This window comes from Dyadobacter sp. CECT 9275 (assembly GCF_907164905.1).
Taxonomy (GTDB): Bacteria; Bacteroidota; Bacteroidia; order Cytophagales; family Spirosomataceae; genus Dyadobacter; species Dyadobacter helix.
Map to the genome: position 1 here is coordinate 929,197 of NZ_CAJRAF010000002.1, position 12,137 is coordinate 941,333.

Annotated in this window: 8 protein-coding genes; 7 read left to right on the forward strand and 1 reads right to left on the reverse strand. The window is 48.3% G+C overall.

Going from position 1 to position 12,137, the window contains the following annotated elements:
* Positions 1–42: 42 nt before the first annotated feature.
* From KOE27_RS11905 to KOE27_RS11935, 7 genes are all read left to right on the forward strand, one after another.
* Positions 43–3,066 (forward strand): PVC-type heme-binding CxxCH protein, encoded by a 3,024-nt coding sequence (locus tag KOE27_RS11905; protein ID WP_229252749.1) that lies wholly within the window; start codon positions 43–45, stop codon positions 3,064–3,066.
* An 11-nt stretch (positions 3,067–3,077) separates the two neighbouring features.
* Positions 3,078–3,998: a hydroxypyruvate isomerase family protein gene (locus KOE27_RS11910; protein WP_215239104.1), complete on the forward strand. Its 921-nt coding sequence runs from the start codon at positions 3,078–3,080 to the stop codon at positions 3,996–3,998.
* 83 nt (positions 3,999–4,081) lie between these two features.
* A complete protein-coding gene (locus tag KOE27_RS11915; protein WP_215239105.1) occupies positions 4,082–5,434 on the forward strand; it encodes a neutral/alkaline non-lysosomal ceramidase N-terminal domain-containing protein in 1,353 nt (450 codons plus the stop codon).
* Positions 5,435–5,481: 47 nt separating this feature from the next.
* Positions 5,482–5,778: a Dabb family protein gene (locus KOE27_RS11920; RefSeq protein ID WP_215239106.1), complete on the forward strand. Its 297-nt coding sequence runs from the start codon at positions 5,482–5,484 to the stop codon at positions 5,776–5,778.
* Between the two features lie 232 nt (positions 5,779–6,010).
* The gene (locus KOE27_RS11925) at positions 6,011–6,538 is read left to right on the forward strand and encodes a YcxB family protein (RefSeq protein WP_215239107.1); all 528 of its coding nucleotides are present in this window, start codon (positions 6,011–6,013) and stop codon (positions 6,536–6,538) included.
* Between the two features lie 241 nt (positions 6,539–6,779).
* Entirely contained in the window at positions 6,780–10,037 is a 3,258-nt protein-coding gene (locus KOE27_RS11930) for a DUF1553 domain-containing protein (protein ID WP_229252750.1), read from the forward strand.
* Positions 10,038–10,046: 9 nt separating this feature from the next.
* Positions 10,047–11,525: a DUF1501 domain-containing protein gene (locus KOE27_RS11935; protein WP_215239108.1), complete on the forward strand. Its 1,479-nt coding sequence runs from the start codon at positions 10,047–10,049 to the stop codon at positions 11,523–11,525.
* Between the two features lie 104 nt (positions 11,526–11,629).
* Here the strand turns inward: KOE27_RS11935 and KOE27_RS11940 are convergent, their stop codons facing one another.
* Positions 11,630–12,058, reverse strand: coding sequence for a hypothetical protein (locus KOE27_RS11940; RefSeq protein ID WP_215239109.1), 429 nt, complete (start codon positions 12,056–12,058; stop codon positions 11,630–11,632).
* Between the last annotated feature and the right edge of the window lie 79 nt (positions 12,059–12,137).

The window sequence follows — 12,137 nt, forward strand, 5'->3', positions numbered from 1 at the left end:
TAACGACTTATGAAAAGACCTGATTTTTGCCTTCATTTAAAATTGAAGTTCTCTGTTTCTCTGATACTGCTCAGCCTGCTTTCCGCCTGCCAGAAAAAAGAGGCAATCACCGGATCGAGAGAAGGATCAACCCCGCTGGAAAAGGCGTTGTCTACCTTTGAAGTAGAGCCTGGTTTTAAGATAGAACTCCTTGCCAGTGAGCCCGAAGTGGCCAGTCCTGTAGATATGGAGATAGATGAATACGGCCGGTTGTATGTGGTGGAAATGCCGGGTTATCCGCTTGACAAAAGCGGAACAGGAAGGATAAAGCTGCTTTCAGATACCGACGGCGATGGGAAAATGGACAAAAGTACTGTCTTTGCCGATGGCCTGGTACTGCCTAACGGGATACTCCGCTGGAAAAAAGGCATTCTGATCACCGACGCTCCCGACGTACTTTACCTGGAAGATACCGATGGAGATGGCAAAGCAGACAAACGGGAAACTGTACTGACCGGCTTTTCATTATCCAATCCGCACGTGAACGTCAACAATCCCGTTTATGGACTGGATAACTGGGTACATTTATCGCATCTTGGCGCCATCGGAACCAGAAAATATGGCACAGAATTCGGAGATCAGGGTACGGAGATCCATTTTCCAGGCCAACCGGATTCGCCGCGCCTGCCCAAAAATGCCGACGGCCACAATGTACGTTTCCGCCCTGAGACTCATGAACTGGAAATGGCCTCGGGCAGGTCACAATTCGGCCATACTTTTGACCGCTGGGGTCATCATTTTTTCACACACAACCAGAATCATATTTATCAGGAAGCCATACAGGCCGAGTATTTGAAACGTAATCCAGACCTGCTCGTCCCTGATGCCACGCAGGTGGTATCCGATCACGGCAAGGCAACCGAGGTTTTCCAGATCACTAAAAAACCTGACCGGCAATTATTTACACCAGTAGGTGTAACCACCTCTTCCAGTGGTATCACGGCTTATCTCGGCGGAGCATTCCCTGCTCCTTATGACGGAAATGTGACATTCGTGGCGGAATCGGTGAGTAATCTGGTACATGTGGATATCATAAGTGACAAAGGAGCCAGTTATACGGCCAACCGCCAGCATCCGGACAGGGAATTCCTGGCTTCAACAGACTCTTGGTCGCGGCCGGTAAATATGTACGTCGGTCCCGACGGCGCACTGTATGTACTAGACTACTACCGCCAGACCATTGAACACCCCGAATGGATGTCCGATGAAGCGGTTGCAGCGGGAGGATTATATAACGGATACGACATGGGCCGCATTTACCGCATCACTCCTACCCAAGCCAAGGGTCCCGAATGGACAAAAGGCCTTAAACTGGGTGACGCGACCAACGAAGAACTGGTGGCGTATCTGGCAGATGCCAACCTTTGGTGGCGAAAAAATGCGCAGCGGCTGCTTGTGGACCGTGGTGATAAATCTGTGATTCCTGCCCTAAGTAAAATGAGTGATAATACGTCGTCACCCATGGGCCGCCTGCATGCCATGTGGACGCTGGAAGGAATGCATTCACTTACCCCGGCCCTTATCCAGACGGCATTGAAGGATCCTGTAGCCGGAATCCGGGAGAATGCCATCAAACTCGCTGAACGTCACCTGAAAGATGCGGCCGGTTTACAGGAGCCCCTGCTTACCTTACAGAATGATCCCGACCCCAAAGTAAGATACCAACTACTTTGTACACTGGGGTATATCAATACTCCCGAAGCGGGTGTCGCAAGACAAAAACTGTTATTCCAGGACCTGGATGACGACTGGGTACAAATTGCTGCACTTTCTGCAAATGCTTCGCAAACTGCACCACTCCTGAAAACGGTTCTGGCATCCTACAAGGCTGGGAATCCTGCCTATGCCTCTCTTTTGCAGCGCCTGACGGCCATCATCGGTGCCGGGGAAAAGCCCGAACCAATCCGTGAGCTGATACAACAGGCCGTTCAGCCTGCTGGCGGGAAACAGGGCTGGCAATCCCCCGTACTTTCAGGCCTGACAGATGGCTTAAAACGAAAAAAAATAGATTTCGCAACCCTCTCACACGAACAAACCCTGCTGATCACCAGCGCATTTGAAAACCCGTCGGCAGAGGTACGGAAAGCTTCCTTGCAAATACTGAAAGTGATCGGTGTACAGGATTCGGTACAGTTAAAAAAAGGAATTGAAAAAGCAGTTAACCTGGCAAAAAACCAGGCACTTCCGGACGAAAAACGGGCCGAAGCGCTTGATTTCATAGCCCTTGGCAATCCTGCTCCTTACGAGGGTACCGTACAGAAACTCATCATTCCTCAGGAGAAGCCTGCAGTCCAGCTGGCGGCCTTAAAAATCCTGGGACAAATCCCCAATGAAAGCGTTGCCCATTATGTACTGAAAAGCTGGGATGCCCTAACACCCGAAATCCGGGATGCAGCATTGAATACCTTTTTAACCAGCCCGGAAAGAGTGAAGCTGCTATTGGACGCGATTGAGTCCGGAAAGATCAAACCTGCCAGTGTTGGCTGGCCTCGCAGCGTGCAGCTCATGAGCCACTCCGACGAAAAACTAAGGGAGAAAGCACGTGCCCTGCTTACAAAAAATGATAAAGACAAAGTGAATAAGGATTATCAGAAAGCACTGGAACTGACAGGGGATGTGGGTAAAGGTAAACTGGTATATATGCAGAACTGCGCATTATGTCATCAGGTGAGAGGGAGCATTGGGGTATCCTACGGGCCAGACCTTGGAACGGTTCATAACTGGTTGTCCAAAGATCTGATGGCCAATATCCTGGATCCCAGTTTGTCGATAGCCCCTGGTTTTGATCTGTGGGAAGTGGAAATGAAGGATGGGGATCCCGTGCAGGGTATGATCATGAGCGAAACGTCGGCGGCCATCAAACTGCGGACCGCCCCCGGCATTGACAAAACGATCAACCGGCAGGATATCAAAGGTTTGAAGGCACTGAATATGTCGGTAATGCCCGTACTGACCAGCCAGATCGACCATCAGAAAATGGCAGATTTGCTGGCCTTCCTGAAAAACAGCCGAAGTGAACAACCCTAATCCAATACCCTATGAACCGACATACCTTTATAAAAAACAGCTTACTGGCCGGTACGGCGCTGGTTTCAGGAATAGCCACTCCAATAACCGCTTCGGCATCAAATCCTAAAAAAGAAAAACCATTTCACATGAAGTTTTCTCCGGAGTTCGGGATATTTAAGGAACTCCCGGGAAAGGATATCATCGATCAGATCAAATGGGGCTACGACCAGGGATTCAGGGCATGGGAAAATACATGGCTCACGCGCAGGCCGGTTGAAGAACAGGAACGGATCAGCAAAACCGTCCAGCAACTGGGGATGGAATTCGGTCAGTTTGTGGGAACCATGAATTTCAAGGAACCTACATTTGCGGGCCGTGATCAAAGCATACGGGATAATGTTCTTAAAGAAATACGAGCATCCGTAGAGATAGCCAAGCGTATGAACACCAAATACATACACAATGTACTGGGCATGGCGGACCCCAAATTGCCCTGGGATTTTCAGATGGCCAATGCCATTGAACTGCTGAAACGGGCGGCAGCCATTTATGAACCGCATGGTATTGCCATGGTCATGGAAACGATGAACCATAAAATCAATCATCCCGGTATGTTCCTTCATGCTATCCCGCAGGCCTATGCCATGGCCAAGGCAGTAGGAAGTCCCAGCCTGAAAATCCTGTTTGATTTTTACCATGTCCAGATACAGGAAGGCAACATTATCCCCACGCTCGATTACGCCTGGGACGAGATCGGATACATGCAGATCGGTGATACGCCCGGCCGGAACGAACCTACTTCAGGAGAGGTGAATTTTGTAAATGTTCTTCAGCATGTTCACGACAAAGGGTACCGCGGTTTCATGGGCATGGAACATGGGATCAACAGGCCTGGGAAAGAAGGTGAACGGGCTGCGCTAGCCGCCTACCGCGCCGTAGACCCTAAATAATTTCCTGACATGCGCGCCGTTTTTCATAGTAATACCAAGGTGTTCCGTACTTTTAAGATCATATAAAACCGGAAAACACATCTATGTTTATACTCCCGACGAGGCTTGTTATCTTCTTATTTGTACTGTGTTCAGCTATTTGTCTGAACGCAGTACCAGGTTTTGCCAAAAATCGGATCCGGGCGGGAGTTGCCAGAACGGACATCACACCTCCACTGGGTACGCCACTCAGAGGTTATTATGTCGAACGACTCGCTTCTGCCGTGCACGACCCTCTTTTTGCCAAAGCACTGGTTATTCAGGACGGCCAAAACACCATCGTATTGGTTTTCCTGGATTTGATAGATGTACCGGAAATCGCTGTAAAAAAGGCAAGAGCAGAAATCGCTGCAAAATTCAAGGTGCCTTATGCTAACATTTCGGTATCTTCCACGCATACCCACACAGGCCCGTTGTTTAACAATACCTATGAATTAATGGTGGCCGACCGGATTTCCGAAGCGGTTGAAAAAGCCTTCGGGAATCTTCAGGAGGTGACCATCAAGTCCGGGAAGGGCACCGAGGAACATATCTCTTTTCAAAGGCGGTACATGATGAAAGACGGTACCGTGAAATTTAACCCGGGTATCCTCAATCCGGAGATCGTACGTCCCATGGGCCCCATCGACCCGGAGATCGGGATACTCTATTTGGAAAGAACAGATCAAAAGCCCTTGGCAGTCCTGGTTAATTTTGCCCTGCATCTGGATACCGCAGGGGGAACTGAGATATCTGCAGACTTTCCGATGTACCTCCAGCAACAGATAGGAAAGGCTATCGGGGAAGATGTACTCGTGCTGTTCGGCCTTGGTACCTGCGGCAATGTCAACCACATCAACGTAAAGGAAGCCAGTACGCTAAATGGATTTGCAAGAACTGAATCCATTGGAAATACCCTGGCAGCGGATGTGATCAAGGCTATTCCAGCCATGAAGGTGCAGCGGATCAAAAAGATAACCGTCAAAAGGGAAGAACTAAAACTGACTATCCCCGAATATACCACGGCTCAGATCAACGCCGCCAGGATAAATGCAAAAAAGGTATCTACACACGGATCTTCCACACCAGAAATCCGCGAGGCAATGAAAATCCTGCGGGTGCATGACCGGCAGGGCAAACCAATTGATGCCGAGGTACAGGTTTTCGGACTGGGGGACGTTGGTATTGTCACGTTGCCCGGAGAAATCTTTGTTGAACTGGGGCTGGCCATAAAAAAAGGCTCTTCCTTTCCCAATACTTTTATTTTTACTTTGTCCAATAACTCTACCGGTTACATACCAGACGCTCCCGCCTATGCCTACGGCGCCTATGAGGTGGAAGTGAGCCGTGTGGTAAAAGGCCAGGGAGAAAGGCTGGTAGAGTCGGCATTGAAAATGATCCATGAGATCAGAAAGTAAGGGTTATTTGTCTTAAAATTATATCGTTATTTTATCATCATCATTACATGATTTACCACTCTGTTTTCTTTAAACTGAAACATCCGCAAAATTCGCAGCAAGAAAGCCGTTTTTTAGACGCGGCTAGAGGACTGTCGGCCATACCTGGCGTTCAGCATCTGGAGGTCCTGAAACAAACCAGCCCCAAAAATAATTTTGACTACGGCTTACTGATGGAATTTACCGACCAGCAGGTTTATGACAACTATTCCGATCATCCGGACCACGTACTGTTCATTGAGCAATTCTGGCTTAAAGACGTAGAAGATTTTCTGGAAATTGATTACGAAAAGATAATATCCTGATCCCTTCCTTCGTCTTCTGGTCATAGCCTTTTCCCATTGCCGGTATCAACTTTGCGACTGGCAATGGGGAACCTATACAAAACTCCTTTCCAAACCGCAGGGGAGATAGGGCATTTGAATAATAATAGCCCATAGTATCTGCATCTCGCTGCTTTGAAATGACCATCTCAGCATTTTTATCCCTATTTTTGATGCAGGATTACTGCCATTATTAACCCGCATCTCCTCTGTCATGATTCAAGTTAATTTCAAGCTTACCGAAGACGAACTGTATAAAAGCCTCGTGGATGTATCCAAATCGCGGATGATCACAAAAATTTTGCTGATTGTCGGCAGCATCTTACTGGCCATCATGCTGTATATCACCACGATCAACATTGTAAAGGGTATATTTTACTTCAGCATGGGATTTATATTTCCTCTTTTTCTGGGCGTATACCTCATTTTCCTGTCCGAGATCACTGCCAAGTTTCAGGTACCTAATCTGATCAAAAAGAAAAACCCATTCACGGAACGGGTTACCGTCCAGCTGGACCATACGGAATGCCGGACCAAAGGCGAAACCTTCAGCCATAGGCTGACGTGGGAAAAATTTCACGCCATTGTGGAAACGGATGATTTCTTTCTGCTCAAAGTAACCGATGTTACAGCCAATGTACTGCCCAAGCGGGCCTTTACACCGGAAGATATCCTGGCATTTAAAGGTATTCTAGCATCTGTCAAAGGTCCGCAATTAAAGCTTAAAAAGGAGGCATCCTAGCCTGTGTACACATTCCCTGCCTGAGCAGTTTAGAGCAACATGTTTTACGAGTGTATAAGTAAAGCGGCTGACAGGCAAACCCAATTTACGAAACAACGCCGCATTTTTGGAAACAATTAACCGGAATGATAACATTTTCCGGTTTTGACAGGTAAATTATCAGTATATGCATACTTCATATAAGAAGCTGCTTTAGAGTACGATTGATTACCTTTTGTTTCCTTAAATAACCCGCCCCGTCATGCTTAACGGTTTGATAAAAATCAGTATGTTGGTCTTCACAGGATGCTGCTTTCTGTCCTGCAATGATCGCCTTGATTTACCGGAAGATGTTGCTGCTGAGATGGCCAAACTCATACAGCCTATCGACTACACCTACGATGTAAAACCCATCCTGTCTGACCGTTGTTTTGCCTGCCATGGCCCTGACGCCAACCAGCAGAAAGCAGGCCTGCGCCTCGATGTTGCCAAAGTGGCTTATGAAAAAGTGGGTGAGAACGGATTGAAAGCGGTTGTTCCGGGCAAAACGGGGAAAAGCGAACTGGCACATAGGATACTTTCTGAGGACCCGGAAGTGATGATGCCGACTCCATCCTCTCACTTAACGCTGAACACCCGTGAAAAGGCCATCCTGATCAAATGGATAGAGGAAGGCGCGGAATACAAACCACACTGGGCTTTTACCAAAGTAAAAAAAACAGTTGCGCCCAGGGTGAAGGACGAAAAATGGGTTCGTAACGACATTGACCGCTTCATACTTGCGAAACTGGAAGACAAAGGCATGAAGCCTTCTCCCGAAGCAGATAAAACTACTTTGCTCCGCCGGGTATACATGGACCTGAACGGTTTGCCGCCAACACCCGAACAGGTGCAGACATTTTTGGCAGACAAATCTCCAAATGCTTATGAAAAAGTAGTGGACCAACTGCTGGCGTCACCGCGTTACGGAGAACACATGGCTGTCTCGTGGCTGGATGCCGCACGTTATGCGGACACCCACGGTTACCAGGACGACGGCCCCCGGACTGCCTGGCCTTTCCGCGATTGGGTGATCAATGCGTTTAACAAAAACTTGTCATACGATAAATTCATCACCTATCAGCTGGCCGGTGATATGCTGCCTAACCCTACCAGGGAACAACTGGTTGCCACGGCATTTAACCGGATGCATCAGCAGAGCCAGGAGGGCGGGATCATTCCGGAAGAATACCGCACCGCCTATGTTGCGGACCGGGTGGATACTTTTGGAAAAACATTTTTAGGAATAACCGTAGAATGCGCCCGCTGTCATGACCATAAATATGACCCGGTAAGCCATAAGGATTATTATTCGTTGTATGCGTTTTTCAACAATAATAATGAAAACGGGCAGATTCCCTACAATGGAGAAGCCAGCCCTACCCTCACGTTGCCGACACCGGAAGCCGAAGCAAAACTGAATGATATACATGCTTACCTGGTGAAGAAAAAAAATACGCTCAACAAGGCCAGGTTATCAGAAAGTGGTTTCCGAAATTGGCTTTCTGTGGTCGAAAAACAACCGGAAAAAGCCCTGGTACCTGAGAAGAAAGACCTGCTCGGACACTTTACTTTTGATGAACCGCAGGGCACGGAATTCCAAAACCTCGCCGACCCTAAACACAAGGCCAGAGCGGGAGGTGACGACAGTCTTTCCAATGCTGCTTCCCGTAACGGGCGACTTGGAAAAGCAAGGTATATCTTTGGTGAAAATGCAATAGGCTTCGGAGATAACTTTGCGTTCTTCGAAAGAAACCAGCCATTTAGTATCAGCATCTGGCTTAATCTGCATGACCCGAGCGTAAATGGATCTTTGATTCACAAGTCCAACGGGGTTTTTAACGGGTACCGGGGCTGGAATGTTTTCCGTCTGCCAGATGGCCGCATTAAACTGACAATCAGCCACGTATGGCCTGAGAATGCCATTGAGATACAGACCCTCGAAAAGTTCCCGATGAACAAATGGACGCAGCTTGGTTTTTCATACGACGGATTAAGCAAAGCGCAGGGGCTTAAATTATACATCAATGGCAAGCAGGCGCGTGTGACGGTCCACAACGATAACCTGAACCAAAGCATTCTCTATGGAAAAAACAAAACCAACTGGTATGTCGACAACCTGAATATCGGTCGACTCTCGGACCAGCGTACCAAAAATTTTGAAGTCGATGAATTCAGGATTTATACCCGTGCGCTCTCACAGCTTGAAATGCTGAGCCTGTATTCTCAGAACAATGAATTGCTTGCGATCCTCAAAATGCCCGCAGCCCACAGGAACGCTCAGCAGCAGTCAGCACTAAAAGAATATTACATCAACAATTTTGACGAAACCTACCGGAAAGAGCTTACCGCTAGCCTGGCGCTGATCGGAGAAGAAACGGAATTGCTGAATAAACAGATCGATGTCATGATCATGAAGGAGCGTAAGTTTCCAAGAAAAACCTACATCCTGAATCGTGGGGCGTATGATGCACCCGGCAAGGAAGTCACGGCAGATACTCCTGACGAGTTTTTCAAAATACCCAGGGAATTCCCCAAAAACCGGCTGGGACTTGCGCGATGGCTGCTGCATGAAGATCATCCGTTGTTCACCCGTGTGACGGTGAACCGTTTCTGGCTTTCATTCTTTGGGAAAGGGTTGGTAGTATCCAGTGACGACTTTGGGAACCAGGGAGAATTACCCACGCACCCGCAACTGCTCGACTGGCTGTCGGCTACCTTCCGGGAGACTGGCTGGGACGTGAAAGCAATCCAGAAGCTGATCGTTACCTCGGCAACCTACCGCCAGTCGTCCAAAGCCAGCAGGCAGCTGCTTGAACAGGACGGAGAGAACCGACTTTATGCAAGAGGCCCCAGTTACCGGATGAGCGCGGAGCAGATCAGGGATAATGCACTTGCGGCCAGCAGTTTGCTATCTGACCGCATCGGCGGTAAAAGCTCCTATCCTTACCAGCCTAATGGTATATGGGAGGCGCTGGCAACCCGGAACGATATCCATTATATGCAACAGCACGGGGATAGTATCTACCGGAGGAGCCTGTACACCGTGTGGAAAAGAAGTGCTCCACCACCCATGATGCTGAACTTTGACGCTTCGGAACGCCATTTCTGTGTAACGAAGAGGCAAAAAACAAGTACGCCTCTTCAGGCCCTGGTGGTTATGAATGATCCGCAATTTGTGGAAGCGTCCAGAGTGCTGGCACAGCAAATGATAAAACATGGCAAAAGTCTGGAACAAAAGATTACCTATGGTTTCACTGCTTTAACGAGCCGCCCGCCGAGTACAAAAGAGCTGGAGATACTGAAAGATCTGTACCAGGAGGAATACCGGGATTTTAGCAAAAATCCCAAACGTGTGAAAGCGATACTCGCAACAGGAGAATATCCCGTAGACAAGCTGCTGAACCCCGTGGAGCTGGCAGCCAGTACCATTGTTGCCAGTACGGTTATGAATTTTGATGAATTTGTCATAAAAAGATAAGACTGAGAGATGAGCATCATTAAAGAAATTGAAAATCACGTACATGAACAGCTCAGCCGCCGCAACTTCCTGTCAAGAACGAGCTTGGGATTAGGCGCTGCGGCAATGGCCTCATTACTGGGTTCCGACCAGTCGGTGGCGGGCAAAATGACCGGGACGTCTGCTGAATCTACCGGACTGCCACTCGGCAAACCCCACTTTGCACCCAAGGCTAAAAGGATTATCTATCTTTTTCAGAGCGGGGCTCCTTCTCAGCTCGAACTTTTTGACTATAAGCCCAAGCTGGAAGAAATGTGGGGCCAGGACCTGCCGGAATCCATTCGTAAAGGACAGCGACTGACCGGTATGACTGCCGGGCAAAGCAGCTTTCCGCTGGCAGCTTCAAAATATAAATTCTCAAGATACGGAGCAGGGGATATGATGATAAGCGAGTTATTGCCATATACATCTGGAATTGTAGACGACGTAACATTTATCCGCTCCATGCATACGGAGGCCATCAATCATGACCCGGCCGTAACCTTTTTCCAGACAGGCAGCCAGCAGGGCGGCCGCCCATCCTGGGGATCATGGATCAGCTACGGCCTTGGCTCGGATAACCAGAATATGCCTTCATTTGTGGTTCTGCTTTCAAAAGGGCGTCCCGGCGACCAGCCTTTGTATGCCAAATTATGGAGCAACGGGTTTCTTCCTTCGGTGCATCAGGGCGTAGTGTTCCGGTCCGGTCCGGATCCTGTTTTTTATCTCAACAATCCCGAAGGAATTGACAATAACAGCCGCCGCCGTATGCTGAATTCGCTGGCCAAACTGCAAAATGTACAGTATGAAAAAATTCTGGACCCGGAGATAAACTACCGCATGGCCCAGTACGAAATGGCTTACCGGATGCAAACTGCCGTGCCAGAAACAATGGATATTTCCAAAGAACCTGAGTATATCTTCGACCTCTACGGTGAGGATTCCAGGAAACCTGGCACTTTTGCGGCCAACTGCTTACTCGCCCGCAAGCTAATCGAAAAAGATGTAAAGTTTGTACAGTTATATCACCAGGGCTGGGATCAGCACGGCAATTTGCCCAATGATATCAAAACAATGGCAAAAAGTATAGATCAGGCCTCAGCTGCTTTGATTCAGGATCTTAAACAACGAGGGTTGCTCGACGAAACGCTGGTGGTTTGGGGAGGAGAATTTGGCCGGGGGTCTTATTCGCAGGGCAAACTTTCCAGAGATAATTACGGTCGCGACCACCACCCTCGGAGTTTTACCATCTGGATGGCTGGCGCGGGTGTGAAGAAGGGTTTTGTTTTTGGGGAAACGGATGAATTCGGATACAACGTTATCAAAGATCCTGTGCATGTGCATGATTTCCAGGCAACTGTCATGCATTTATTGGGGATTGACCACGAACAGCTTGTTTTCAAACACCAGGGAAGACGTTACCGCCTCACTGATGTTCATGGGAAAGTTGTTAAACCTATATTGGCGTAAAGTAAAATCCGTGGCACGGCTGGCGCACCTGGCCTATTGCAGCCCAAGCCGTGCCACGGATCAGCTCACTGCCTACCGCTTACTGCCTACTAAAAACTGCCTACTCACTTCGTCCCTGAAAAACTACCCGTCAGCTCCACCTTTTTCTTTGACTTATCCTGGTAAACAGTCCAGTTCATCAGCAGGGTTGACTCGCCTTTTATACCTTCCAAAACAACATACTCATCCACCGACTGAACCTCCCCTCCAAACTTATTAACAGCCTGCATTGTGAAAGGCCCCAGCACCGGGCTTTGTCTGGAACCATCCTCATTGAGCCCGATCAGAAATAGCGACTTATTGTCCACACGTTCGAGTAGAAAGCGGGCCTTATCCCGGTTGAAATTGTATCCGTTCTCATTTCCAGAGAGTTTTCCGGCATAAGTTCCGGCAATACCCGTGGTCCAGTCGGCATCTGTCTCTTTGTCTTTGCAACTTAACACACAGCCCGCCAGCAAACTAATCACTACAATTTTTGTAAATAATATTTTCATAACCTGTACATTTAGACCAATTCAAAGTTTTATTCCGAATAAAAACTCCTTGAGTATTTTCAATTCAGCATTGCCCAAA

Coding starts and splice junctions, on each gene's coding strand:
- KOE27_RS11925 (WP_215239107.1), top strand. CDS start 6,011: ATGATTCAAGTTAATTTCAAGCTTACCGAAGACGAACTGTATAAAAGC.
- KOE27_RS11935 (WP_215239108.1), top strand. CDS start 10,047: ATGAGCATCATTAAAGAAATTGAAAATCACGTACATGAACAGCTCAGC.
- KOE27_RS11930 (WP_229252750.1), top strand. CDS start 6,780: ATGCTTAACGGTTTGATAAAAATCAGTATGTTGGTCTTCACAGGATGC.
- KOE27_RS11940 (WP_215239109.1), bottom strand. CDS start 12,058: ATGAAAATATTATTTACAAAAATTGTAGTGATTAGTTTGCTGGCGGGC.
- KOE27_RS11910 (WP_215239104.1), top strand. CDS start 3,078: ATGAACCGACATACCTTTATAAAAAACAGCTTACTGGCCGGTACGGCG.
- KOE27_RS11915 (WP_215239105.1), top strand. CDS start 4,082: ATGTTTATACTCCCGACGAGGCTTGTTATCTTCTTATTTGTACTGTGT.
- KOE27_RS11920 (WP_215239106.1), top strand. CDS start 5,482: ATGATTTACCACTCTGTTTTCTTTAAACTGAAACATCCGCAAAATTCG.